Raw genomic sequence first — 24,781 nt, forward strand, 5'->3', positions numbered from 1 at the left:
CGTCGGGAAAATCTGAGGGGGGTCACACCTTCTCGAGGCAGAAGGTGGTCCGGGGTTCGGCCAGGGTGATGACGCTGTCGGCGTCCTCGCCGCACAGGGTTTCGTCGGATTGGCCGTCGATGCGGGTCAGGACCTGGAAGCTGGCGTTGGAGGTGCCGCATTCGGCGTACTGGTATCCGGTCAGCATGCTCTCGTGATAGCAGGCGCCCTGCTTGAAATTCGGGGCCAGGCACAGGTATGCCATGGACATGCCATTGAGGGTTTCCTCGTACGAGGTGTAATCGGCTGCGCAATCGGTTTTGCTGCTGTAGACCTTGGCGACCTGGTACACCGCCTTCGGGGAACCGCAGTCCACCGGCGCGGTTTTGGAATCGATCATCGAGCCTTCGATGACATCGATACAATCGCCGACCTTCGAGCGACCGGTATCGGATTTGCCCGCGTCCTTGACTACATCGGCGCCCTTCTGCACGGCGGAACAACCCGCCAGGGCCAGGGCCACAATGGCCAGGATCACGGGGACCAGCCGCCGCGCACTCGACGAAATCCTCTGCATCTGAAGCTACGTACCTCTCCCACTCGCCAATCGATCGAACCCGGACTACCCAACCCGTTTCCGCACGCCACAGCATCCGTGAAACCACGGGATCGGGGCGGGGGCCGAGAGGCGAGAGTGCCGAGTTAGGCTCACCCGAAGGCCGTTCACTCGGGAAGGAGTGCGCGATCCAGCCATTCGTCGGCCGCACCCGCGAGCTCTCCACCCTGAACGCGGCCTGCCACGCTCCCGGTGGAGACGGTGTATTCCTGGTGGAGGGCCCGGCCGGAATCGGAAAATCGCGGCTGCTTTCGGAATTCGCGGACAGGCTCGAGCCGGGCCGGTGGCGGACGGTCGCCGTCGCGGGCACCGAATACGATCAGCCCACACCGCACTATCTCGTGCGCGATATCGCGGATCGACTGGGCGGCACGGAAAGCGAAATCGGGACCGATACCCGGGACTCGGCCCGATGGATTCGGCAGCGGCTCGAAGCCACGCCGTCGCTGCTGATCATCGATGATGCGCATTGGGCCGACAGCGCCTCGATGCGGGTGCTGGCACTGCTGATTCGGCAGCGGCCGGAATCGGCTCGCATTGTGCTGGCCTACCGCGAAGGGCAATTTCCGGAATCGCTCGGATCCGCGCTGCGCGCACCGGGCGTCGCGAGCAGACACCTCGCGGTGCCGCCGCTGTCCGATGCCGACGCGAGAGCGCTACTGCCGGAGCTGCCGGCGGGCCGGTGCACGCAGGTGGTGGCGGCGGCGCACGGCAATCCGCTGTATCTGCGACTGCTCGCCGAACTCACCCCGGCCGATTTCGACGCCACGATTCGAGCCGAGGATCCGGCCGCGGCACCGGCGGATCAGACCGCACTGGACCGGACCATCCGGGCCGAACTGGCACACCTGCCCGCCCGGGAGCGGCTGGTCGCGCAGGCGATCGGGGTGTGCGGCGGCACTGATGACGTGGAACTGCTCTGCGGCACGGCCGAAGTCGCACCGGCCGACCTGCGCGAGGCGATCGACGATCTCACGCGGCGCGGCTGGGTCAGCGTCACCGCCGGCCTGGTGAGCTTCCGCCATCCGCTGGTGCGCGCGGCGGCGTACCGGCTGGCCGGGCACGGGTGGCGGGCGGCCGCGCACGCTCGCGCGGCACAGGTGCTCCGCGCCGAGGACGCTCCCGTGCTCGCCCGGGCCCGCCACCTGGAACATGCCCTCGGTCGCGACGAGCTCGCTACGGTCGAATTGCTCTGCGCCGCCGAGCAGGCCCTCGGCACCGATCCGGCCGCCAGTGCCCGCTGGATCGCCGCCGCCCTCGACGCTCAGCCGGATTCGGGTGGGCGCGCCGATGTTCCGGCCCGCGTCCTGCTCGGCCGGGCGCTGCTGCTGTCGGGATCCGCGGAATCCGCGCGCGAGACCCTCGAACCCCTGCTGCCGGGCACTGCGGGCGATCCCACCCCCGAGCAGGTCGAAGCGGTTCTCCTCCATGCGCGCTGCGAACGGATCCTCGGGCGCGTGGACAGCGCGCGAAACCTGTTGACCCGGCTGGTCGATCGGCCCGGCAGTCACGAACACGGACCCGCCCGGCTGGAATTGGCCATCCTGCAGATCCAGGACAACCACGACGCCGAAGGCGCGGCACGAGTCCGGCAGCTGTTCACCTCCGAAGCCGTGCACGATCCGGCCATGCGCGCGGCCGCGGTGACACTGCGGAGCATGGGCCGGCTCAATGACCTGGACCTGCGCGCCGCCGAAGCCGACTACCGCGTCGCGCAGCGGGAATTCGCACAGCTCACCGACACTCAGCTGCTCGACGGCATCCACGCCGTCTCCGCCCTCGGCTGGATGGCGTACTTCCTCGACGACCAGCGCACCGGCCTCACCCACATCGAGCGGGCCATCCGCGTCAGCCGCCGCCGCGGCCGCAGCTTCATCCTCCCCGAACTCCTGACAGTACAGGCCTACTCGCTGGCCAAGCTGGGACGCTACGCGGACGCCCTCGCCGCCGCCGATGACGCCGTCGAAACCGCCGAACTCTACGCGTACCCAGGTATCGCCCCACTGGCCGGAGCCCTCAAACTCCGTGTCCTGGAGGCAACTTCGCCGCGCGCAGACGTCATCCAATGCTGGCGAGACCTCAACGCCCTCCCCCGCCCCGCCGTCCGCTGGTGGCGCGGCGCGGTCGAGGCAGCCCTCCTGGAACTGGCCACCCGGCTCAACCTGGATGAGCTGCCCACCCAGCAACCGAGCCCTCGCACACCCGCAGCTACAGCGGCCGAAGATACGAACCTGCGCCCTGGTCCGCCGCCGGGACCACAACTGCGAGACCCGCTCCGAGGCGACCGCATACTGCCTGGACGGGTGGAACCACTACAAGACGGCGCAGCCAACGGCGGCCGATTGCACCCGATGCGAGCGGCCGAGCTCGCAGTCGCGTGCCTGAGCGCCGTCGATCGAGGTGACCTCGACGCGGCCGAAACCCTGCTGGCCCAGGCGGAGGATGTGGCCGAGCGCCTGGGCTTACCCGGCGCGCTGGCTGCGGCTGCCCGGGCTCGGGCCGGATACCTGTGCGCCCGCGGGGATCTCATCCCCGCCGAACGCGCCGCCGGGGACTCCGCCGAAGCGTATGCGCGGGCCGATATGCCGGTGTTCCGCGCGCAGGCCCTGTTGGTGGCGGCGCAGATAGCAGGGCAGCGCGGCGATTTCACCACAGCCACCGCCCGAATCGCCTCCGCCCGCGCCGAATTCGCGGCAGCCGGAGCCACGGAACTCCAACGTGCCGCGACGGCCGTCCAACGTCGACTCGCAGGACATCGAACGGTCTCCGGAGCGACGAAGCTGAGCGAGCGGGAGCGCGAGGTCGCCGAGTTGGCCGCCAAGGGCCTCGCGAACAAGGAGATCGCGGCCCAGCTCTACCTGAGCCCCCGCACCATCGAGGATCACCTCGGCCGCATCCTGCGCAAACTCGGTTTGACCAGCCGCGCCGGAATCGCTTCTCGGCTGGCGGAATTGGCCGATTGACCGCGAACGCTGCGCCCGATCGACCGCGGACACCGGCGCCAGATCGACCGCGGAGGCTTTGGCCCGATCGACCACGAACACTCCACCCGATCAACCACGAACGCTGCGGTCTGATCGTCTGCGAGCGCGAGGACGGGTCGACCACGAAAGCTGCTGGCGCCGAACGTCATTGACGCGGGCGAGGTCGCCCGCGTCAGGCTGGGATCGGGTGGGGGTAGGGGCTTTGCATCGAGAGGTAACGGATTTCGAGGTCGCGTTCGAGGTAGTCCATGCGGCGCTGCCAGAAGTCGCGCATGTGCGGGAGTTCGAGGTGGCGGTCAAGATCGGCTTTCGAGCGCCAAACCTCGTAGAACACGAAGGTCGAGGGGTCGGCGGCGTCTTCGTGGAAGTGGTATTCGAGCGCGCCGGCTTCCTCGCGGGTCGGTGCGACGAACGAGAGGAGTAGCTCTCGGAGTTCGTCAACGCGTTCGGGTTTGGGGTGGGCCAGGCCCATGAGCGCGAAGGGGGTCCCCTCATCAGGTACGAGATCTGTCATACCTTCGGACGCTAGCCGGGCGTGAGGTACGATGCAAGTCGTACCTGAAGGAGGTGGTTGGGTGGCCGACGATGAGCCGGAGCCCGAGGACATGGACCTCGGCGCGGTGCTGGCGGCCCTCGCCGACCGGCACCGCATGGAGGTCGTCCTGGCCCTCCTCGCCGATGCCGACGGCGCGGAACGACATTGCAGTTCGTTCGGGCTCCCGGTGTCGAAAGCCACTCGGACACACCACTTTCGAGCGCTGCGCCAGGCCGGGCTGATCCGTCAGGTCAACCGCGGCAACAGCAATATGGCCCAGCTGCGCCGAGCCGATCTGACGCGGCGCTTCCCCGGCCTGGTCGAGCTGCTCACCGCCGAGAACGCACGCCGAGCTGCCGCGAACCAGCGGGCTAGCCGAGCAGATGGTCCGGTGTGGTCAGCGGCCCCGCTGAGCACCTGAACCGGGAGGTACCAGCGCCTGCACCGGCCGGGCGCACGCCTGGCGGTGGGCGGCCAGAATCAGCAGCTCACCGGGACCGGATCTCCGCGGAAACGTGATTCCACGTAGTTCCACGCGTCGGCGAATCCGGCGACGGCCGTGGTCATGTGCTCGGCGATTTCGAAGGGCCGGAACACCAGCGGCACACCGGCCTTGCAGTACCGGTCGGCGACCTCGGCGACCGGATCGAAGAAGGTGAGCGTGTCGAACCGCCCCTGCCAGAAGTAGGTCGGGACCGCCGGCGTGCCCGGGAAGTAGCGCAGGCTGTTCTCCCGCAGCACCGCGTGCGCCTCCGGGCTGTCCATCAGGCTCTTGGAGGCCGCCATCTGGTCGGCGTTGCGGAAGGCGCCGTGGAACAGCAGGAAGCGACGGCAGGCGTCGTGGGTGAATTCGCGGAACCAGAGCCCGTTCTCATTGAGCTGATCCGAGATCGGCAGGCGGTTCGGGTATTCGCGCTCCAGGCCCATGGCCGCCGCGAAGGCCAGGCCGAAGCCCGGGTGCGGCTCGAAACCCAGCGAGAGCGCCATCTGCTCGAGATCGGCCGGAATGCCCCCGGCCACAACGGCATCGAGCTTCAGGTCCGGCGCGTAGTCGGGTTGCAGGGCAGCGGCCCAGGCGGTCGCCATGCCGCCACCGGAATACCCGGCCAGCGCGACGGGCGACTTCCCGAGTCCCAGCTCGGTGGCCTTGCGGACCGCCTTCACGCTGTCCAGGGTCACCATGCCGCTGAGCTTGGCCGCGCCGTAGGCGACATTCGGCCCCAGATAGTCGGGCAGCGAGATGGCCCAGCCGCGCCCGATCGGCAGCATGGCGCCCACGCCGTCCTGCAGCTCTCCGTTGAACAGCGAGCGCGACGGATTGCATTGCGCGCCCAGGGAGTTGATGAGCGCCTGATACGACACCAGCGGCGGGTTCGAGACCCCCACCGGGAGTAGCACCGTGGTCATGCCGAGGATCGGCTGACCCTGGGAGTTGGTGCTACGGAAGGCCACCTGCCAGCCCTCGGTGCCCACGTACAGCCCGGTATCGATCTTGCGCGTCCGGACCACGTCACCGGGCGCGAGCGCACCCAGATCGGCCGGCAGACCGTAGAACGGATCGGGATCCTGCGTGGGATACAGGGGTTGAGCCGACACGGGGGCGGCGCCTACCGCCCCCGCGGTCAGGATGCTCAGAGCCAGGACCACAGCCCTGACGGACACTGCGAACAACGACGTCCCTCACACTTCAGTCGTTCTCATCTCGCTCCCGACCGCGCGCGAAAGAACGATCGACCAATAAAGCAATGGATTGGCACTCGGCACAGCCGAGCCGGTGAACCGGAAGAGCATGCGCCAGCAAGCCTCTCGCGAATCGTGCAGTGACGCTACAGCTAACTAATCAGAGCGTCCAGTTATTCGGACAATTCCGGCACGAACTGTCAGTACCGATCACCGCCCTCGACTACGAACCCCGAACCGCCTTGGGCAGGGCCGAGATTCGCTCACGGTGGCGTTGCTGGAGTTCGCGGCTGCGCGTGAGGAAGTCGAGGATCGTGCGCAGCTCGGCGGCCGACGAGCCCGCCATCTCGGCCGCACCCTCCTCGGCGATGGGCCCGTATATCTCCCAGGCCCGGGCCATGGTCGCCGGAGTGATGCGGACCAGCACCTTGCGCCGGTCGCCCGGTTCCGGCTCGCGGGTGACGTGACCGAGCTTGGCGAGCCGATCCAGCATCGTCGTGACGCTGCCACTGGTCAGGCCCAATTCGGCCGCCAGTGCGCCCGGCGTCGACTCACCCCGGACCAGCAACTCGAGACAGCGCAGGTCGGTGCGATTGACGCCGAACACGGTCGCGGCGGCCTGGTCGACATCGTCGACGGCTGCCTGCAACGCCTGAGACTCCTGTCCGACCCGGGCACGCAACTCGTCCAGATTTTCTCTTGACATTCAAACCTCTTGATCGTCAAACTATTGATATCTTGATAACCAAGATACATCACGCTCAAGAGAGTTCAGAGGGAGACACGGCATGAAGAAGGCACTGGTCATCGGCGGCGGCATCGCCGGTCCCGTCACCGCGATGGCACTGCAGCAGGCCGGTTGGGAAGCCGTCGTCTACGAGGCCTACACGGACACGGCCGCCGGGCAGATCGGCGCATATCTGACAGTCGCGGTGAACGGCCTGTCCGCGCTGGCCGAGATCGACGCCCACCACATCGTCATGGACACCGGCCACGCCACCGACACACTGAGCTTCTACACCAGCGCCGGCAAGCACATCACCGACATGCCCATCGGCGGCACGCTGCCCGACGGCACCGTGACCCACAGCGTGAAGCGGCGCGACCTGTACCGGGCACTCAATGCCGAAGCCGCACGGCGCGGTATCCGGTACGAGTTCGGCAAGCGACTCGTCGACGCGGAAGCGACGGCCACGGGCGGCGTCGTCGCCACCTTCGCCGACGGCAGCCGGGCCGAGGCCGACCTGCTCGTCGGCGCGGACGGCATCCACTCCCGCACCCGGGAGATCATCGACCCGAATGCGCCGAAGGCCCACTACCTGGGCATCTACGGCCTGGGCGGATTCGTCACCGACCCGGCCCTGGTTCACGAACTCGGTTTGCGGCCGGGCGTTTACAGCATGATCTTCGGCAAGAAGGCCTTCTTCGGTTATCTGGTCGCACCCGGCGGCGAGATCTGGTGGTTCGCGAACATGCCCGGCGCACAGGAACTTTCGAAGCAGACAGTGGCATCCACGACGCCCGCGCAGTGGCGCGACCAGCTGGCACGGATGCTGGCGGCCGACCGGGGCCCCGCGGCCGCCATCGTCGCCGCGACCCCCGACGCCACCTTCGTCACCGGCTTCAACCAGTACGACATGCCGTCGGTCCCCACCTGGCACAACGACCGCATGGTCATCATCGGCGACGCCGCCCACGCGGTGGCCTCATCCTCGGGCCAGGGCGTCTCCATGGCCGTCGAGGACGCGGTGACCCTGGCCATCTGCCTGCGCGACCTGCCCGAGACCGCCACCGCCCTGGCCGAATTCGAGCACCGCCGCCGTGACCGGGTCGAGCGGGTGGTCGCGTACGGCGCCGAAACCAGCGGCGACAAGGCCCAGAACGGCCTGGCCCGCTTCCTCGTCCGCCAACTGACGCCGTTCTTCCTGAAGAGGGCCGCCAAGCAGGGCGTGGGCTCGCTGAACTGGATGTTCGACCACCGGATCAGCTGGTCCGGCGAATCGGCCGACCAGCCGGTCCGCCCGAGCGCCTAGTCCGGGCCGCGCCGTCGCCGACCACGTCGGCCCGCCGTGCGATCACCACGAATCACCGTGCCCGGCAACGAGATTCGCCGACACGGGCACGCCCCGGCTGCGGGCGTCAGGCGCCTGCCCGGAGCTGGCGCAGGGAGGCGTCGAGATGGGCGAACGTTACCGGGGGCTGTTCCAGATGCGGGAGATGGCCTGCGGCGGCGATGATTTCGAGGCGGGCATCGCGGAATGCAGCGGCATGGGCGGCTGCGTAGGCGGAGGTGGCGATGCCGTCGCTTTCGCCCCGGAGGAGCAGCGCCGGCAAGGACACCTCGGACAGCCGGGCGGCCAGCTCGGGATCGTGTATGGATTGCGGGACCGCTGAATCGGCGCTCAGCTGGCGAGGGTGTCCGGGGCGTCGGCGACTTCCGGGAAGCGGCGGCGCAGGCCGTCGAGCTGGCGCTCGACCGCGGTCAGGTCGGCCTGGGCGCGAGTTTGAGCTTCGGGGCGCGAGACGTATTGCAGCTCGCGGGTCAGCATATCGGCGTGGCTCTGGAGCTCGCGGGCCAGGACACGGGCCTGGGCGAGTTCGGGATCTTCGGGCATGGGCAACCGCTTTCGAGCTGGGAGTGGGCGAAGTATGTCATGTTTCGTCCACTTGTGCGTCACCGGCGATTCAGCGGCCGGTTCCGCCCAGCAAACGGTCGAGGCCGCCGATGAGAAAGACGACCTGGTCCTCGTAGAGGGCGGCCAGTTCCTCGGCAGGAGGTGGGGTCGCACCCGGATGCCATTCGTCCGCGCGGCTCAGGGCCTGCAGGAAACCCATGAGCGAGATCGCCCAGCGTGCCTCGAGGCGGCTGGGATCCGAGTGCGGAAAGGCGCGGCGGAGCTGAACGTGCAGCTGATCGGGGAGGTCCTGCTCGGCGGCGGTGAGGGCGGGATGCGAGTGCAGGGAGAGCTGGGTGACGATCTTGATCCAGCGCATGCCACGGGTCCGGTGCTGCAGCAACAGGTCTCGATAGGGCTCGGTGACCGCGCGGACCAGGGTCTCGGCGGTGGGCGCTTCGGCGCGAGCGGCGAGCACGTCGGCATTGGCGCGAATCCGGTCGCGGACGGTCGCGCCGAGATCGAGCAGCACGGCGGCGATCAGGTCGTCCTTGGTGCCGAAGTGGTAGTTGACCGAGGAGGGGCCGAGGCCGGCGGCGGCGTTCACCGCGCGCACCGACACCGCGTCCACGCCGTGGGCGGCGAACAGGCGCTCGGCGGTTTTCACCAGCCGGGTGCGGGTCGCATTGCCCTGGCGGTTCTGCATGGGGACGGTCACGGCATGAGCTTGGCACACCGGAGGCGCGGTGCCGGCATCGCGGGGCCAGGAACTGGTTCGACAATCCGATTTCGGCACAGCACAGCGCTCATTATCGACGTTGAATCAGCTTCACTACCTGCGTTTTCGAATCGTGCCCACTCACCGGGACAGCCAAACTTATGGATCAGTTGATCCATGTTTACTCGGGGAACCGCACCGGGCGACGAAGCCCGGGGCACTGGGTGAAGGAGATCCATCCGTGTGGACCGCTGAATCGATGAAATTCGGGGCCTTCCTGGCCCCGTACCACCCCCTCGACGCCGACCCGGCCCTGCAGCTGCGTCGCGACATCGATCTCATGGAACACCTCGACCACCTCGGCTTCGACGAGGCGTGGATGGGCGAGCACCACTCGACCGGAGCCGAGATCGTGCCCGCGCCCGACGTTTTCATCGCCGCGGCCGCCGAACGCACCGAGCGGCTGCGCTTCGGCACCGGCGTGGTGTCGCTGCCCTATCACCATCCGCTGGTCACCGTCGACCGCATCACGCAACTGGACCTGCAGACCCGCGGCCGCCTGATCTTCGGCACCGGCCCCGGCAAGATCCCGCTCGACGCGCACATGATGGGCATCAATCCATCGGATCAGCGCCGCCGCCAGGGCGAGGCGCTCGAGGCCATCCTCGCGCTGCTGTGCGGCGAGGTGGTGAACATGACCACCGACTGGTTCACCCTGCGCGACGCCCGCGCCCAGCTGCCGACCTACGATCCGGCCGGCATCGAGGTCGCCACCGCCTCCACCATCTCCCCCAACGGCTCGGTGCTGGCCGGCACGCACGGGCTGTCGCTGCTGTCGCTGGCGGCCAGCTCCCCCATGGGTTTCGAAGTGCTGGACCGCAATTGGGGCGTCTACGAGAAGGTGTGCGCCGAGCACGGGCACACCGCGGACCGGTCGCGGTGGCGGCTGGTCAATCCGATCTTCCTGGCCGAGTCCCGCGCCGACGCCGAGCGCGCGGTGAGCCGCCGCATCGGTTCGATGGCCGCGTACGTGAACCGGCAGACCGGCGAGCAGCCGGCGTGGGCGGACACCCCCAAGGGCATCATCGATCAGTGGCGCAATGACAACCTCGGCGAATTCGGGCAGGCCATCATCGGCACGCCGGACGAGGCGATCGCGCGCATCGAGAAGCTCATCGAGAAGACCGGCGGGTTCGGCACCATGCTGGTCCTGCACGTGGACATGGCGAGCCGGGAGGACACCAAGCGCAGCTACGAGCTGTTCGCCTCGGAGGTGATCCCGCACTTCAAGAATCGCAACCGCCGCCGCGAGGACAGCCTGCAGTACGCGCAGGACAACCGGGAGCTGCTGATCGGGCAGCTGGTCACCGCGATCACCAAGGCACACACCGACTACTACGGCGAGACCGCCGCGACGGGAGCGTGATCCGATGCGCGCCACACAGTTTCTGAACGGGCAGTTCTCCGCCGCCGAGGTGGCCGAGCCGCCCGCACTGGGTCCGGGGCAGTTGCGGATCGCGGTGGCCGCGTGCGGCATCTGCGGCAGCGATCTGTCCATGTCGAAGGATCCGTGCCGGTTCGTGCAGGTGGCGGCGGACAGCGGGTATCCGCTGGCCACCTTCGACACCGAGCGACCGGTCGTGCTCGGGCACGAGTACGCCGGGACCGTCACCGAAATCGGCGCCGGGGTAACCGATTTCGCGGTCGGTGACCGCGTCGCGGGGATCGGGCTCGCGACCGAGGCGGCGACCGGCATTCCGACGATCATCGGGTACTCCAACGACTATCACGGGGCGTTCGGCGAGAGCATCGTGGTGGACGCGTTCTGGGTGCGGCACGTGCCCGAGGGGCTGTCGCTCGAGCATGCGACGCTGGCCGAGCCGCTGCACGTCGGCGAGATGCACGTGCAGCAATCCGGTCTCACCGCCGAGGATTCGGCACTGGTCATCGGCTGCGGAACCATCGGACTGGGCGCGATCATCGCGGCCAAGGCACAGGGGGCGCGGCTGGTGGTGGCTTCGGAGCCCTCGCCCAAGCGGCGGGAACTCGCGCGGGCCGTCGGCGCGGACATCGTGGTGGATCCGAACGAGCAGGATCCGATCGAGGCGTGGATGACGGCGGTCGCGCAGGGCGACAGCGTGGTGGGCCAGTCGGGCACGGGCATTCTCATCGCCTATGAATGCAGCGGGCGCGCAGGGATTATCGGCACGCTCATGCGGACCATGCCGTTCAACTCGCGGATCCAGGTGCTGGCCGCGCCGTTCGCCGACGAGCCGATCATTCCGGTGGTCGGGCAGTTCCGGCGGATCGCGGTCAATTTCGGGCACGGACCCTACGAGAACGCCTACGACATCACGCTGGAGCGGCTGGCGTCCGGGGCGATCGACGCCGAGGCGCTGATCACCGGGCGGGTCGGGCTGGACGGGGTGGCGGATGCCTTCACGGCGCTGCGGAATCCGGAGGAGCACGTGAAGATCCTGGTGCTGCCGGATCACTGAAGGTGATATGTCCGGTTCATCCGGGTTCGGTGTGGCGGGCGTCGTGGTCTATTGCCCCGACGACCGCCACCCGTTCGGCTGATGACCGGCACGCGCCGGGCTCCACCGTTGTCCGACATGCTGGTTCATTGTCCGGATTGTGAAAATCACTGGTAGATCGCCGCACTTGACGATGCGCGAAAGGACTCCGGAGCGGGTCCGACCGATCCGCCACGTGACGGGTTAGGCTGGCGAAATGTCGGCAAACATTGCTGTTGAGGAGGCCGGGGCGACCGGAGGCGAAGCCCAGGTGATTGCGCTGTGCAATCAGAAGGGCGGCGTCGGGAAGACCACCTCGACGGTCAATCTGGGTGCCGCGCTTGCCGAGTGCGGGCTGCGGGTGCTGCTGGTGGACCTCGATCCGCAGGGGGCGCTGTCGGCGGCCCTGGGCGTCGCGCACCACGATCTCGAACTCACCGTCTACGACCTGCTGAGCCGGTCGGCGCCGCCGATCGACGACGTGCTGATCAAGACCGGCGTCACGAACCTGCATCTGCTGCCCAGCAATATCGATCTGTCGGCGGCGGAGATCCAACTCGTCAACGAGGTGGGCCGAGAGCACTCGATGCGCCGGGTGCTCGATCCGATCCGGGATCGCTACGACTACATCCTCATCGACTGCCAGCCGTCGCTGAGCCTGCTCACCGTCAACGCGCTCGCCTGCGCGGACGGGGTCATCATTCCCATGGAGTGCGAGTTCTTCTCGCTGCGCGGGCTGGCGCTGCTCAACGACACCATGGAGAAGGTGCGCGAACGACTCAATCCTCGGCTCGAGCTGTCGGGCATCGTGGTCACCATGTTCGATCCGCGGCTGCTGCACTGCCGGCAGGTGCGGGACCGGGTGGCGGAGACGTTCAAGGCGGAGCTGTACGACACGGTGATCTCGCGGACGGTGCGGTTCCCGGACTCCACCATCGCGGGTGAACCGCTCACCACGTGGGCACCGAAATCCCGTGGCGCGGAACAGTATCGGGAGTTGGCGCGGGAGTTCCTGAAGCGGTCGGGGCGGCCGATGGGTCAGCTCGCGATGTCCACGATGCAGTAGCCCTGGGTCGCGGCGCGCAGGGTGAAGGTGAGCACGGTGGTGACGGCGGAGGAATTCGTCACCGGGACGGTCACGGCCGCGCCGGTGTCGCCGGTGCGGGCCGTCATCCGGTCGGCGTCGAAGGCTGTTGTGCCGGTGAGCCTTCCGGGGTTGTTGGCCAGCGTCGAGCCCGCGCAGACGAGGGGGTACTTGCCCTCGGTGTCATCGGGCTGGAGCGGCTGTCCGATCCAGCGCGACAGGTAGCGGTGGACCGTGTAGCGGGCGTCGTCCTCGGTGAAAGGGGGCTGGGCGGGAGCGGATTGCGTCGGCGTGATGGTCACCGGCGCGGGGGTGGTCGTGGCCGCCTGCGAGGTGGTGCCCAGCGTGTCGAGTGAACCGGTCGGCACAGGGCGCGCTTTCTCGGAGGAGTGCGCGGTGTGCGGAGTCTGGGCACAGCCGACGGCCAGCGTGCACAGCGCCACGGCGGGGAGCACCTTCAACGCGCGGAATCCAAGGCGGGTCACCGATCCCACGATAGCGGTGTTTTCCATATCCACCCCGACGCGACGAGATCATCAGTACGCTCGGTTTGCGGACCGGACGTCCGCTCAGTCGATGTCGCCGGGGTGATCGCCGATGCCAGCCATGGTATTGGAAGCCGATGGGCTTCAGAAGCGGTACGGCGGTGTGGAGGCCTTGCGCGGGGCCGGTTTTCAGGTCGGTGCGGGCGAAGTGGTGGCGCTGATCGGCGACAATGGCGCTGGGAAATCCACACTGGTGAAATGCCTCTCGGGGGCCGAACAACCCGACGGCGGGCGGATTCTGCTGGACGGCAAGCCCGTTCGGATGGCGTCGCCGACCGCGGCGCGACGACTCGGGGTGGAAACGGTCTACCAGGATCTGGCCGTGGCCCCCGACCTCGATCCCGCCGCCAATCTCTTCCTCGGACGCGAGTTGCTCCGCAAAGGGCTGCCCGGGCGGCTCGGGATGCTCGATCGCAAGGCCATGAGAACGCAAGCGGCCGAACACTTTCAACGGCTCGGTGTCGTGCTGCCCAGTGCGGATGTGCCGATCGGGTCGCTGTCGGGCGGGCAGCGGCAGACTGTCGCGGTGGCGCGGGCGGTGATGTGGGCCAGCCGGGTCGTCTTCATGGACGAGCCGACCGCGGCGCTCGGCGTGATGCAGCGGGAGCGAGTGCTGGATGTCGTTCGCCGCGTGCGCGATCAAGGCATCGGGGTGGTGCTGATCAGCCACAATATGCCCGAGGTGCTGGCCGTCGCCGATCGTATCGAGGTGCTGCGGCTGGGGCAGCGGGTCGCCCGCTTCACCGCCGCCGATGCCACGCTGGAGCAGTTGGTGGGGGCCATGACCGGCGCGCTGACCACGGAGGACCAGTCATGAGGCGGCTGGCCGGGACCGGCACGTTCTGGATCGGGTGCGTGCTGGTCGTGCTGTACGCCGCGTTCAGCATCGTGCGGCCGGACGCGTTTCCGACGCGATTCACGCTGCAGACCTTGCTGATCGAGACGTCGGTGCTGCTGGTGCTGTCGATCGGGATGACCTTCGTGATCGTCACCGCGGGCATCGATCTGTCGGTGGGGATGGTGCTGATCTTCTCCGGTGTGCTCGCGGCCAAGACCATGGAGTGGCTCAGCCCTGGTGAGGATGCGACGCATGCGGGCTGGGGCATCATTCTGCTCGGGCTGCTGATATCGCTGGCGGGCGGGGCGCTCTGGGGGCTGGTGAATGGAATTCTGGTGGCCATGGCCAAGATTCCGCCATTGATCGTGACGCTCGGGTCGTTCGGGGCGGCGCTGGGGGCGGCGCAGTTGATCACCGGCGGGGTCGATACCCGCACGGTTCCCGGGAAGCTGCGTGACTCACTGGGTTTCGGCACCATGCTGGGCGGGATTCCGGATCTGGTGTTGGTGGCGGTCGCGGTGACAGCGGTCGGCGCCTGGCTGCTGCACACCACTCGGTTCGGCCGGTACACGTTTGCGATCGGCTCCAGTGCGGAGGCTGCGCGGCGGGCCGGGATCGGGGTCACGCGGCATCTGATCCTGGTGTATCTCATGGCCGGAATGCTCTCGGGCCTGGCGGGTTTCATGAATTTGGCATATTTCGGGACCACGACGATCGCGGGCCACGGGACCGACAATCTCGATGCCATCGCGGGGGTGGTGATCGGCGGGACCAGTCTGTTCGGCGGGGTGGGGTCGGTGCTGGGCACCGTGATCGGGGTGTTCATCCCGTCGGTTTTGCGCAAGGGCTTCGTCATCGCGGGGGTGCCGGTGTTCTGGCAGCCCATCGCGGTGAGCGTCGTGCTCGTGGCGGCCGTGTGGTTCGACCAGATCCGCAGGCGGTCCCGGGACCGAAAATAACACAACGCAGTTCGAAGGTGAGGGCCTGATGATGAGGACCGGTGGGCGGGCGGCCGTAATGGCCGGCGTAGTGGTGGCGATGGCCGGGCTACTGGCGGGATGCGGTGGCTCGGTGAGCAATTCGGGCCAGGCCGACGCGAAGAAGCTGGTGCTCATTCCCGGCGTCGCGAACGAGCCCTTCTACATCTCGATGCAGTGCGGCGCCCAGGACGAGGCGAGGAAACTCGGATACTCCCTGGACACCCAGGCCCCCACCCAATTCGACGCCTCGCTGCAGACGCCGATCGTCACCGGCGTCATCGCCGGCAAACCCGGCGCGATCCTCATCGCGCCCACCCACGCCCAGGCGATGGCCAGCCCGATCAAGCAGGCCAAGGACGCGGGCATCAAGGTCATCGAGGTGGACACCGCGCTCGGCGACACCTCCATTGCCCTGTCCTCCATCTCCTCCGACAATGTGAAGGGCGGGCAACTGGCCGCGGTCACTCTCGCGAAACTGGTGGGCGACAAGGGATCCGTGCTGGTGATCAACACCAAGGCCGGCACCTCCACCACCGACCAGCGCGCCCAGGGCTTCGAGGACGAACTGAAACAGAACCACCCGGGCATGTCGTCACTGGGCGTCCAATACAACAACAACGAAGCCGCCCAGGCCGCCTCCATCGTCACCGCCACCCTCGCCGCCCACCCCGACCTGGCCGGCGTCTTCGCCACCAACCTCAGCTCCGCCGAAGGCGCCGCCACCGGCCTCCGCAACGCCGGCAAGCTCGGCCAGGTCAAGGTCGTAGGCTTCGACGCCAGCCCCAAACAGGTCCAAGACCTGAAGGACGGCACAGTCCAAGCCCTCATCGCCCAAAACCCCGCCGACATAGGCAAACAGGGCGTGGACCAAGCCGACGCCGCCCTCCAGGGCAAGCCCGTCACCCGCAAGATCCAAACCGACATGATCGCCATCACCGCCGACACCATGTCCACCGACGACCAGTACTTCTACAAGAGCAAGTGCTGACCGGACCACCACGTCCGAGCACGAGGGCGCGGCAGGCGTAGCCCGGTCAGGCGCAACTCAGCCCTGCCGGCGATCGACGCGGTGCGACAAGCGCTGGGTGAAGGTTTCGGTCCACGCAGCCGACTCCGATTCCTCCGCAGTCCCCGTGGCGCGTCGCCTCGCACGCAGACTGCCCGTGCGCCCGCCTTGTTTCACCCCGCCGGGCCGGGCCTGCAACGCCAACACCCGAACTCCCCACGACACGTAGGCCTCCACGCTCATCCCCGCGCACTCCGCCGCATCGCGCAACGTGAGCCAATCATCCTCACCCACCGTCACCACAATGTCCTTGCTCGACATACCGACCTACGGTAGACCTTGCGGACCGTCCAGACCCGTCAGTAGCCTGCAAATATCTCGTTCAGCCGCTGATCGCCATGTCCGGGCAGTCGAACGGACCCCACCCCGCGCGCCGTAATGCCGAACGCCGGAGCACCGGTCGTATCTCGCACCTTCGACCGCCGGGCAGCATTTTCTTGCCAATTCCAAAGGCACAGTGCGTGATCAGAACGGTCGAGCCAGATATGACTCGAACGGCTCGTTCATGCACTCACCCGTAATTCGTTGCAGCCGAGCGCATCACGCTGAAGTGGGTTGCCGCCGACTGGTCTGAGAAGCTCGCTCAGCTTTGCGACGCGTGTCGCTGGATGAGTTCGTATACGGGCTTGGGGTCTTCTAGTTGGGGGTAGTGACCCAGACCTGGCAGTCGAGTTACCGGCGTGTTCGGCCTGAGGTTCAGAACTGCTTGCAGTACGGCCTCGGTGCAGATGGGGTCCAGACCCGCCCAGCCGAGTTCCAGCACGCCCGGCCAGGTGCGTATTGCGTTGTGCCAGCGCGTGGAAGTCGGGGGTGTGACGCGTTCGTGGTTGTAGTAGATGAGTTTGTCGAGCATGCGATGACCGTCGTTGTGGGAGAGCAAAGACGACTGATCGGCTGCCTCCTCAGCGGTGAGGGGATGTGCCGTGGAGAAGATACCGCCGAACGAGCGACGGAACGAGAATTCGCTCGTCGCTCGGGTGACGAGCGGGCCGAGCCGGCTCAGCAGGAGTTTCTGTCCGAGCAGCAGGCTGGCCCGTTCGCGGACCAGGCTCGCATTGAACAACAGAGCCGATTTCAGCGTGAACGACAATGTTCCATCGATGTCGCGGGCGAGGAGTTCGGTGGCGACCGAGCTGCCCATGTCGTGGGACACCATGACGACGGGTTCACCCACGTACCGCTGCGCGAGTTCCTCGGCGATATCGGCTTGAATTCGCAACGAGTACTGCATATCTCGCGGCTTGTCGGACAGCCCGAAACCGAGGAAGTCGAAGGCGAGCAGGCGGTGCCCGTCGATCGAGTCGAAGGCGTCCCGCCAGTCGTAGGAGCTGGACGGGTAGCCGTGCAGGAGCACCAGCGGCGGCAGGTCCGGGGAACCTGCTCGTTCGCGGACGAAGATCCGGTGGCGTCCGACCTGTTCGAAGGTGCCCGATCGCTGCCAGGCCACGACGCGTGGGGTCAGGTCCGCCATCTCCACCCTCCTGTGAGCGACAGCCGTCGGTTCGCCATTACCCTAACAAATTGCACTGCCCATGCAGATTGTTCGCGGGGTGAACGGTCCGATTCCCCACGCTCGGTAGGCCGGACCGGCGTGGGCCGGTCCGGCCTACTGGTCAGGCGGTGGCCAGGGCGCGGTGGGCTTCGACTGCCAGACGGGTTTCTTCGGTTACCAGGTCGGCGTTGATGTGGGCGCCGGCCATGGCGCCGGCGGCGGCGGAGTTGCCTACCTGGGCCGAGATGTCGGTGACGTTGCCTGCGGCCCAGATGCCGGGGGTTTCGGTGCGGCCGGTGGGGTCGGCGGGGATGTATTCACCTGCGCCGCTGGGGTGGGAGGTGGGGGTCAGGCCCAGAGCTGCCAGGAAGGCGGCGCGGGCGACCATGCGGGTGGGGGCGGCCAGGATCTCGCGGGGGATGATGGTGTCGTCGGCAAGGCGGACGCCGGAGATTTGGTCGGCGGCGATCTCTACGGCGGTGACCTCGCCGGTGATGACGCGAATCCCTCTGGCCGCCAGCTGTTCCGACTCCTCCTCGGTGGGAGGGGTGTTGGTGTGGGCGAAGTAGACGACGTCGTCGCTCCACTGGCGGAAGAGGAGGGCGAGATGAATTCCCATGGGGCCCAAGCCGAGGACGCCGATCGGGCGGTCCCGGACCTCCCAGCCGTGGCAGTACGGGCAGTGGATGACATCGCGGCCCCAGCGCTCGCGCAGGCCCGCGATATCGGGGAGTTCGTCGACCAGGCCGGAGGTCACCAGCAGCCGGCGGGCGCGGACGGACCGCCCGTCGGCCAGGGTGACGACGAATTCCTCGCCGTCCCTGACGATTCCGATCACTTCGCCCGGAACCACGTGTCCGCCATAGCCGCGCACCTCTTCGCGCCCCCGCGCCAGCAGTTCCGCCGGCGGCACGCCTTCGCGGGCGAACAATCCGTGTACCCCGTCCGCGGGCGCGTTGCGCGGGCTGCCCGCGTCGATCACGACCACCGAGCGCCGGGCGCGGGCGAGCATGAGCGCTCCGTTCAGTCCGGCCGCGCCGCCGCCCACCACCACCACGTCATAGCTGCTGTTCAGCTGATCGGTCATTGATGACCACCTCCTGCCTACGACCATGCGGACCATGCCGCGATCCTGGCAACCTTGTTTGCCGATATGGCAAACTGAAGTCATGACCGAGGATATCGACAGAGCCCTGGAAGGGGTGGGACTACGGCTGCGTGAGCTGCGCAAACAGCGCGAGACCACGCTGGCGGAGCTGTCCGCCGAAACCGGCATCTCGGTGAGCACACTGTCCCGCCTGGAGTCCGGCGCGCGCCGCCCCACCCTGGAGCAGCTGCTCCCGCTGGCCCGGGCCCACAATGTGACCCTCGACGAACTGGTGAACGCCCCGCTCACCGGCGACCCGCGCGTGCACATGCGCCCGATCAACCGGGGTGGCATGCAGATGCTGCCGCTGACCCGCCGCGTCGGTGGCATTCAGGCATTCAAGATCGTGCTGGGCCCGAAATCCGGTCGCACCGAACCCAATCCGCAGACCCACGAGGGCTACGAGTGGCTCTACGTCCTCAACGGCCGGCTCCGGATGATCCTCGGTGCGCACGACCTGATCCTGCACCCGGGCGAGGCCGCCGAATTCGACACCAGAGAACCGCACTGGTTCGGCGCGGCGGACGACGAGCCGGTCGAATTCCTCAGTCTCTTCGGCAAACAGGGCGAGCGGGCCCACTTCCGTGCGCGCCCCAAGGGAGACTGACGGGCCCGCCCCAAGGGAGACCGACAGCTATCCCTGATACCGCGGACCGACCAGCGCGAGCGCGGTTTCGACTGCCACATCGATGATTTCGGTGATGTCGCGCCCGTCCTCCACGGTCGAGGCGATGAGCTCCCGGAACCCGCCGTAGAGGATGGTCGCCATCTGCCGGGTCGGCGGATGCAGCCCGGCCGCCTGGAATTCCGATGTGGCGGTGAGGTCCTGGATCAGCGTGATGAACGATTCCGCGGCGTCCCGGTGCAGTTGCCGCGCCCGCTCCCCCAGCGCCGGGGTGTCGCGGATCCAGGCCAGGGTGATGCAGGTGTCGTCACGGGAGGCCCCGATCCACGCCTCGATCGCCTGATGGATCTGGGTGTCCCAGGGCGCGGTCGGGTCCACGGCCGCGTAGATCTGCTGGACGGTGTCGTTGTTGCGTTCGGTGAGCATGGCGACGAAGCAGTCCTGCTTGTCGACGAAGTGCTCGTAGAAGGTCCGCCGCGAGGTCCGCGCGAGGCGGACCACATCGGCGACGGTGGTATCCCGATAACCGCGCTCGCGAACCGCGTCGGCCATGGCATCCAGCAGCCGCCGCCGGAACCCGGAGTCGATGGCGGGTTCGGCGCTGGTTGTGGTGTCGGCGGTGTCGACGTGGGTCACGAGCATCAGCCTAGTTTCTCCGATCTCGGTGAGCATCGCGGCATGTCGGTGTGTTCTCGGTGGTACCACTCGCGCCCGGTCAGGCGGCGGTGTCGCCTCACACCCCGGTCAGGCGGTGACCTGTTCGGGACCGCGTTCGGCCGCGGCGGCGGTATGAGCCGGGCGGCGGCCGAAGCGGATGGTGCCGTCCTCGATTCGCCCGTGCCGCAGGGTGATCACATCCTGGGCGTAGTTCATGCCCAGCCGCCACGGCGCGCGCGATCCGGCCTTGGGGAACCGGTCCATGGACCGCAGCACGTAGCCGGCCTGGAAGTCCAAGAGCGGCGCGGTGGTCACCGCCGGATCCGGCCAGGGCGTCGCCTGCGAGTACCCGTGAATGTCCATGTGCCGCAACAACCGGCACACGAATTCCGCGACCAGGTCGGCCTTGAGCGTCCAGGACGCGTTGGTGTACCCGATGGTGAAGGCGAAGTTGGGCACGCCGCCGAGCATCATGCCCTTGTAGGCGATGGTGTCCGGCGGCTGGATCTCGCGCCCGTCGACAGTGAGCCCGATACCGCCGAGGGCCAGCAGGTCCAGCCCGGTGGCGGTCACCACGATGTCGGCGGACAGTTCGGCGCCAGATTCCAGCTTCACCCCGTCCGCGGTGAACCGCTCGATCCGATCGGTCACCACCGAGGCCCGCCCGTCCCGGATGGCCCGGAACAGGTCCCCGTCCGGGACCAGGCACAGCCGCTGATCCCACGGGTTGTAGGCCGGGTTGAAATGCGTATCGACGTCGTAGCCCTCGGGCAGCTGCTTGATGGTCAGGTCCCGGAAGAACTTGCGCATCATCTGCGGCCGCCGCTGGCTGAGCTGATAGATCAGCGTGCCGACGGCGACGTTCTTCCACCGGGTGATGGCGTAGGCCCGCCGCGTCCCGAACCACCCGCGCAGTTTGGTGGCGATGGCGTCCACGCTGGGCGCGGACATGATGTAGGTCGGCGACCGCTGCAGCATGGTCACGTGCCCCGCGTTCTCGGCCATGGCCGGCACCAGTGTGACCGCGGTCGCCCCGCTGCCGATCACCACGACACGCTTTCCGGCGTAATCGAGTTCGGCCGGCCAGTGCTGCGGATGCACGATCTGCCCCTGGAAGTCGCCGATGCCGGCGAACTCGGGGGTGTAGCCCTCGTCGTAGCGGTAGTAGCCGCTGCACAGGTAGAGGAAGTCGCAGGTGATGGTCGAGGTCATCCCGTCGTGCTCGAACCCGACGGTCCAGCGCGCCTCCTCCGACGACCACGAGGCCCCGGCCACCCGGTGCCCGTAGCGAATTCGCCGATCGATCCCCGCGTCGGCGGCAGTCTGGCGAATGTAGCCGAGAATGGCGGGCCCGTCCGCGATGGCCTCCGCCGCCACCCACGGCCGGAACCGGTACCCGAGGGTGTGCATATCCGAGTCCGACCGCACCCCGGGATACCGGAACAGATCCCAGGTCCCGCCCATGGCCTCGCGCGCCTCGAAAATGGCGTAGCTGCGTCCCGGGAACGCGTCCTGGAGATGATGTGCCGCCCCGATGCCCGACAGCCCGGCCCCGACGATCAGCACGTCCACGTGTTCGGTCATTGCTTCGCTCCCTTCGCGGCCCGGGCGCGCACCAGGCCCATCACGACCGACAGCACGTCGAAGTAGTGCGTCGGGGTCACCCGCGCCAGCGTGTCGAACAGGTAGGCGTCGGGTCCGACGAGAACGCGCGCCTTGCCGCGTTCGACTCCGCGGCAGATGATTTCGGCCGCCTGCTCCGGCGTGGTCATGGTCATGGCCTCGAATTCGGCGGCCATCTGCTCGTGGGTGCGGCCCCTGCCCTCGGGATCCTTGCGCACCCGGCCGTTGCGGGCGATATTGGTCCGGATGCCGCCGGGATGCACGGTCACCGCCGAGACGCCCGTGCCCCGAAGTTCCTGCCGCAGTGCGTCGGTGAACCCGCGTACCGCGAATTTCGCCGCGCAGTAGGCACTCTGATACGGCATCCCCGCCAGCCCGTACACGCTGGAGGTGTTGACGATGGCGCCGCTGCCCTGCTCGACCAGGATCGGCAGGAACGCGCGCGTCCCGTTCACCACCCCGTCGAAGTTGATCTGCCGCAACCATTCGTCGTCCGCGGGCACGCTGTCGAGCACCGAGGAGGACACCGCCACCCCGGCATTGTTGAACACCGCCGCCAGGGGCGCGGGCAGCCACTCGCGCACCTCGTCGGCGAAGGCCAGCTGATCGGCCGCGTCGCGCACGTCCAGCACGCGGGTCAGCACCGGCCCGCTGAGGGAGGCCGCCGTCTGCTTCAGTCCCTCGGCGTCGATATCCGCGATGGCCACCGGCGACCCACGGCGAGACAGCAACTGGGCCAGTCCCCGCCCGATTCCGGAGGCCGCGCCGGTGATCATGACCGGGTGGCCGGACAGGGGCCTAGAGGTTCGGGGCATCGGAACTCCTGGATTCGGCGGTGCGGACGTGCGAGTCGATGAGGTCGGCGAAGGTGGGCCAGAGTGCGGCGGGCAGATCGTGACCCATGCCGGGGAGGGTGTGCAGGCGCGCGCCGCGGATCGCCGCGGCGGTGACCTTGCCGCCGGTCGGGTTCACCATGCGGTCGCGGTCGCCGTGCAGGACGAGGGTGGGCGCGGTGATCGTCCGTACCTCGGCGGTCCGGTCGCCCGACTTCATGATTCCGGCGAGCTGGCGTCCCACTCCCGCCGCCGGGCGCGGATCGCGGTCCCAGGTGGTCCCGGCGGTCGCGCGAATCCTGGCCTCGTCGAACGGATATCCCGCCGAGCCGATGTGCCGGTACATGCCGACCGCGCGATCCAGGTGCTCCTCGCGGGTCCCTGCGGGCTTGCGGAACATGCGTGCCCAGGTGGACAGCGCGGGCCGCCCGACCCGCGCCGCACCGGTGGTCGAGAAGATCGATGTCAGTGAGGACACCCGAGCCGGATAGCGGGCCGCGACGGTCTGCGCGATCATCCCGCCCATCGACATGCCGACCACGTGCGCGGACCGCCAGCCGAGGGTGTCGAGCAGCCCGACGGTGTCGAGGGCCATGTCCCCCAGATCGTATTGCTGTGGGTCCCAGAGCTTGCGAGCCAGCGCCAGCCCGCCCGGCGGCCGGAACCCGGCGTGTGTGGAGGTCCCCACATCGCGATTGTCGAACCGCACCACGTCGTATCCGCGCACCACCAGCTGCGCGATCAGCCCGTCGTGCCATTCGTGTTTCTGCTGCCCGAGCCCGGCGATCAGCAGCAGCGGCACGCCCGATCCCTCCCGCTCGTAGGTGAGGGTGATCCCCCGCCCGACCTCGGCCACCCGCTCGCTCATGCGGTCACCTCGGCGCCACGCTCCACGCTGGTTGCGGCGGCCTCGACCGCCGGCGGCCGCGGCGCCCGCCGATACACGACGGCCCGCCCCTTCTTCGCCGGAACCAGTGCGACACCGCGGAAGTGCGGGCGCTCATCGGGCGCGTCGGTGGTCTCCAGTGTGAAGTCCCGCAACAGCACCCGCAGCACCACATTCATCTCCATGGTCGCGAAGGCCGCCCCGATGCACCGGCGCGCGCCACCGCCGAACGGAATCCAGCTGAAGGTCCCCGGCCGGGCGCCGACGAACCGATCCGGATCGAAATCCCTTGGGTTGGTGAATAATTCCGGATTGTCGTGCATGAGCCGGATACTCACCATCACGTGCTGCCCGCGCGCCAGCGTCCACCGGCCCAGTCGCAGCGAGTCGGTCCGCACCTTGCGCATGGTGGCGTCGATGACCGGCCGTACCCGCTGAGTCTCGAGCAGTGTCGCCTCGCGCAGCGCGGACCCGCCCGCGTCGTTCTCCTGGACCAGGCGGCGCAGGATGTCCGGATGTCGCCGCAGCCGTTCGACGGTCCAGGCCAGCGAGGTGGCGGTGGTCTCGTGCCCGGCGGTGAGCAGGGTGAGCAGTTCGTCGGCGATCTCGCTGTGCGTCATGGCCGAACCGTCGTCGTAGCGAGCCTGCAGCAGCATGGCCAGCACGTCGTCACGCTCGCTCAGCTCCGGATCGGCGGCCGCGCGCCGGATGAGCCGTCCGACGATCTCGTCGTACTGCGCGCGGTAGGCGGCGAACCGTGCCCACGGCCCGAAGCGCCCGAACAGCCTGCGCGGCACCGGAAGTGCCGCCAGCGCCGACCCGACCAGCACCAGTTTCGGGAGCAGCACCCGCAGCTGGTCGAATTCCGCGCCTTCCGCGCCGAAGACCGCGCGCAGGATCACGTTCAGGGTGATCCGCATCATCGAGTCCATGGTCGCGAACTCGCGCCCCGACGGCCAGCCGGCCATCTCGCGGACGGCCTCCTCCTCGATGAGCGATTCGTAGACCGCCAGCCGCCGCCCGTGGAACGGCGGGGTGAGCAGCTTGCGCTCCTTGCGGTGCTCGTCCCCGCGCAGCGCGAAAAGCGAACCGGGGCCGAGGAATTGGCCGAGGTTGGCGTCGATGTTGTCCACCAGGTCGGTGTGCGTGGTGAACAGCGCCTTGACCTCGGCCGGTTCCGACAGCACGAGGGTGGGCCCGAAGCGGGGCATCGCGACCATGAACGCCGATCCGTAGCGCTGGTGCAGGCGACGCCAGGCCCGGGTGCGCCCGGCCAGGATCTCGATGCCCTGCACGAAGGCCGGCGTGGTTGGTCCGTCGGGCAGTGTCACTGTGGTCATGCGCCATCTCCCAGCCTGGTAC

At 68.2% G+C, this 24,781-nt stretch carries 26 protein-coding genes; 11 read left to right on the forward strand and 15 right to left on the reverse strand.

Translation table 11 applies throughout. The features are described 5' to 3' along the window. Positions 1-22: 22 nt before the first annotated feature. Positions 23-556: a hypothetical protein gene (locus tag ABZV44_RS32305; protein WP_354844649.1), complete on the reverse strand. Its 534-nt coding sequence runs from the start codon at positions 554-556 to the stop codon at positions 23-25. 167 nt (positions 557-723) lie between these two features. On the opposite strand from ABZV44_RS32305, the gene ABZV44_RS32310 reads away from it, so the two are divergent. Continuing rightward, positions 724-3,558, forward strand: a complete 2,835-nt coding sequence (locus ABZV44_RS32310; protein ID WP_354844870.1) for an AAA family ATPase — start codon at positions 724-726, stop codon at positions 3,556-3,558. A gap of 193 nt (positions 3,559-3,751) precedes the next feature. On the opposite strand, the gene ABZV44_RS32315 is transcribed toward ABZV44_RS32310, so the two are convergent. After that, complete coding sequence (locus tag ABZV44_RS32315) at positions 3,752-4,093, reverse strand: putative quinol monooxygenase (RefSeq protein WP_354844651.1); 342 nt, start codon at positions 4,091-4,093, stop codon at positions 3,752-3,754. A gap of 61 nt (positions 4,094-4,154) precedes the next feature. On the opposite strand from ABZV44_RS32315, the gene ABZV44_RS32320 reads away from it, so the two are divergent. After that, positions 4,155-4,535: a helix-turn-helix transcriptional regulator gene (locus tag ABZV44_RS32320; protein ID WP_354844652.1), complete on the forward strand. Its 381-nt coding sequence runs from the start codon at positions 4,155-4,157 to the stop codon at positions 4,533-4,535. 59 nt (positions 4,536-4,594) lie between these two features. Here the strand turns inward: ABZV44_RS32320 and ABZV44_RS32325 are convergent, their stop codons facing one another. Then, entirely contained in the window at positions 4,595-5,755 is a 1,161-nt protein-coding gene (locus ABZV44_RS32325; RefSeq protein ID WP_354844873.1) for a lipase family protein, read from the reverse strand. A 262-nt stretch (positions 5,756-6,017) separates the two neighbouring features. Further along, on the reverse strand, positions 6,018-6,500 hold the full coding sequence (locus ABZV44_RS32330; RefSeq protein ID WP_354844655.1) for a MarR family transcriptional regulator: 483 nt from the start codon (positions 6,498-6,500) through the stop codon (positions 6,018-6,020). 82 nt (positions 6,501-6,582) lie between these two features. On the opposite strand from ABZV44_RS32330, the gene ABZV44_RS32335 reads away from it, so the two are divergent. Together ABZV44_RS32335 and ABZV44_RS32340 are read left to right on the forward strand one after the other, a co-directional pair. Beyond that, a complete protein-coding gene (locus ABZV44_RS32335; protein WP_354844658.1) occupies positions 6,583-7,827 on the forward strand; it encodes an FAD-dependent monooxygenase in 1,245 nt (414 codons plus the stop codon). Positions 7,828-7,972: 145 nt separating this feature from the next. Then, on the forward strand, positions 7,973-8,188 hold the full coding sequence (locus ABZV44_RS32340) for a hypothetical protein (RefSeq protein ID WP_354844661.1): 216 nt from the start codon (positions 7,973-7,975) through the stop codon (positions 8,186-8,188). Positions 8,189-8,196: 8 nt separating this feature from the next. Here the strand turns inward: ABZV44_RS32340 and ABZV44_RS32345 are convergent, their stop codons facing one another. After that, positions 8,197-8,409, reverse strand: coding sequence for a hypothetical protein (locus ABZV44_RS32345; protein WP_354844664.1), 213 nt, complete (start codon positions 8,407-8,409; stop codon positions 8,197-8,199). Positions 8,410-8,479: 70 nt separating this feature from the next. Continuing rightward, on the reverse strand, positions 8,480-9,127 hold the full coding sequence (locus ABZV44_RS32350) for a TetR/AcrR family transcriptional regulator (RefSeq protein WP_354844667.1): 648 nt from the start codon (positions 9,125-9,127) through the stop codon (positions 8,480-8,482). Between the two features lie 241 nt (positions 9,128-9,368). Between ABZV44_RS32350 and ABZV44_RS32355 the strand changes: the two genes are divergently transcribed. The 3 genes from ABZV44_RS32355 (at position 9,369) to ABZV44_RS32365 (ending at position 12,709) form a co-directional block, all read left to right on the forward strand. Further along, the gene (locus ABZV44_RS32355; RefSeq protein WP_354844670.1) at positions 9,369-10,553 is read left to right on the forward strand and encodes an LLM class flavin-dependent oxidoreductase; all 1,185 of its coding nucleotides are present in this window, start codon (positions 9,369-9,371) and stop codon (positions 10,551-10,553) included. Between the two features lie 4 nt (positions 10,554-10,557). Next, positions 10,558-11,625: an alcohol dehydrogenase catalytic domain-containing protein gene (locus ABZV44_RS32360; protein ID WP_354844673.1), complete on the forward strand. Its 1,068-nt coding sequence runs from the start codon at positions 10,558-10,560 to the stop codon at positions 11,623-11,625. A gap of 235 nt (positions 11,626-11,860) precedes the next feature. Further along, positions 11,861-12,709 (forward strand): ParA family protein, encoded by an 849-nt coding sequence (locus ABZV44_RS32365; RefSeq protein ID WP_354844676.1) that lies wholly within the window; start codon positions 11,861-11,863, stop codon positions 12,707-12,709. Here the strand turns inward: ABZV44_RS32365 and ABZV44_RS32370 are convergent. Beyond that, positions 12,682-13,212, reverse strand: a complete 531-nt coding sequence (locus ABZV44_RS32370) for a hypothetical protein (RefSeq protein WP_354844679.1) — start codon at positions 13,210-13,212, stop codon at positions 12,682-12,684. The genes ABZV44_RS32365 and ABZV44_RS32370 overlap by 28 nt on opposite strands. 112 nt (positions 13,213-13,324) lie before the next feature. Between ABZV44_RS32370 and ABZV44_RS32375 the strand changes: the two genes are divergently transcribed. From ABZV44_RS32375 to ABZV44_RS32385, 3 genes are read left to right on the forward strand one after another with little or no spacing between them, the layout of a single operon-like run. Then, on the forward strand, positions 13,325-14,089 hold the full coding sequence (locus tag ABZV44_RS32375) for an ATP-binding cassette domain-containing protein (RefSeq protein WP_354844682.1): 765 nt from the start codon (positions 13,325-13,327) through the stop codon (positions 14,087-14,089). Next, the gene (locus ABZV44_RS32380; protein ID WP_354844685.1) at positions 14,086-15,069 is read left to right on the forward strand and encodes an ABC transporter permease; all 984 of its coding nucleotides are present in this window, start codon (positions 14,086-14,088) and stop codon (positions 15,067-15,069) included. Before ABZV44_RS32375 ends, ABZV44_RS32380 begins: the two co-directional genes overlap by 4 nt. Positions 15,070-15,097: 28 nt before the next feature. Beyond that, entirely contained in the window at positions 15,098-16,078 is a 981-nt protein-coding gene (locus ABZV44_RS32385; RefSeq protein ID WP_354844687.1) for an ABC transporter substrate-binding protein, read from the forward strand. A 57-nt stretch (positions 16,079-16,135) separates the two neighbouring features. Here ABZV44_RS32385 and ABZV44_RS32390 read toward each other — a convergent pair whose 3' ends face one another. The 3 genes from ABZV44_RS32390 to ABZV44_RS32400 all read right to left on the reverse strand — a co-directional run bounded on the left by ABZV44_RS32390 (position 16,136) and on the right by ABZV44_RS32400 (position 18,735). Then, complete coding sequence (locus ABZV44_RS32390; RefSeq protein WP_354844690.1) at positions 16,136-16,417, reverse strand: hypothetical protein; 282 nt, start codon at positions 16,415-16,417, stop codon at positions 16,136-16,138. A gap of 322 nt (positions 16,418-16,739) precedes the next feature. Next, positions 16,740-17,627, reverse strand: a complete 888-nt coding sequence (locus tag ABZV44_RS32395) for an alpha/beta hydrolase (RefSeq protein WP_354844692.1) — start codon at positions 17,625-17,627, stop codon at positions 16,740-16,742. A 142-nt stretch (positions 17,628-17,769) separates the two neighbouring features. Next, positions 17,770-18,735, reverse strand: a complete 966-nt coding sequence (locus ABZV44_RS32400) for an NAD(P)/FAD-dependent oxidoreductase (protein ID WP_354844695.1) — start codon at positions 18,733-18,735, stop codon at positions 17,770-17,772. 82 nt (positions 18,736-18,817) lie between these two features. Between ABZV44_RS32400 and ABZV44_RS32405 the strand changes: the two genes are divergently transcribed. Further along, a complete protein-coding gene (locus ABZV44_RS32405; RefSeq protein WP_354844698.1) occupies positions 18,818-19,402 on the forward strand; it encodes an XRE family transcriptional regulator in 585 nt (194 codons plus the stop codon). A 27-nt stretch (positions 19,403-19,429) separates the two neighbouring features. Here the strand turns inward: ABZV44_RS32405 and ABZV44_RS32410 are convergent, their stop codons facing one another. The 5 genes from ABZV44_RS32410 to ABZV44_RS32430 form a co-directional block, all read right to left on the reverse strand. Further along, on the reverse strand, positions 19,430-20,056 hold the full coding sequence (locus ABZV44_RS32410) for a TetR/AcrR family transcriptional regulator (RefSeq protein ID WP_354844701.1): 627 nt from the start codon (positions 20,054-20,056) through the stop codon (positions 19,430-19,432). A gap of 108 nt (positions 20,057-20,164) precedes the next feature. After that, positions 20,165-21,661: an NAD(P)/FAD-dependent oxidoreductase gene (locus ABZV44_RS32415; protein WP_354844704.1), complete on the reverse strand. Its 1,497-nt coding sequence runs from the start codon at positions 21,659-21,661 to the stop codon at positions 20,165-20,167. Next, positions 21,658-22,515: an SDR family oxidoreductase gene (locus ABZV44_RS32420; RefSeq protein ID WP_354844707.1), complete on the reverse strand. Its 858-nt coding sequence runs from the start codon at positions 22,513-22,515 to the stop codon at positions 21,658-21,660. Before ABZV44_RS32420 ends, ABZV44_RS32415 begins: the two co-directional genes overlap by 4 nt. Continuing rightward, positions 22,499-23,401 (reverse strand): alpha/beta hydrolase, encoded by a 903-nt coding sequence (locus ABZV44_RS32425; protein ID WP_354844710.1) that lies wholly within the window; start codon positions 23,399-23,401, stop codon positions 22,499-22,501. Before ABZV44_RS32425 ends, ABZV44_RS32420 begins: the two co-directional genes overlap by 17 nt. Further along, entirely contained in the window at positions 23,398-24,759 is a 1,362-nt protein-coding gene (locus tag ABZV44_RS32430; RefSeq protein ID WP_354844713.1) for a cytochrome P450, read from the reverse strand. Before ABZV44_RS32430 ends, ABZV44_RS32425 begins: the two co-directional genes overlap by 4 nt. Positions 24,760-24,781 lie beyond the last annotated feature (22 nt).

Origin of the sequence: Nocardia sp. NPDC004860, assembly GCF_040609015.1 — a bacterium.
Classification (GTDB): domain Bacteria; phylum Actinomycetota; class Actinomycetes; order Mycobacteriales; family Mycobacteriaceae; genus Nocardia.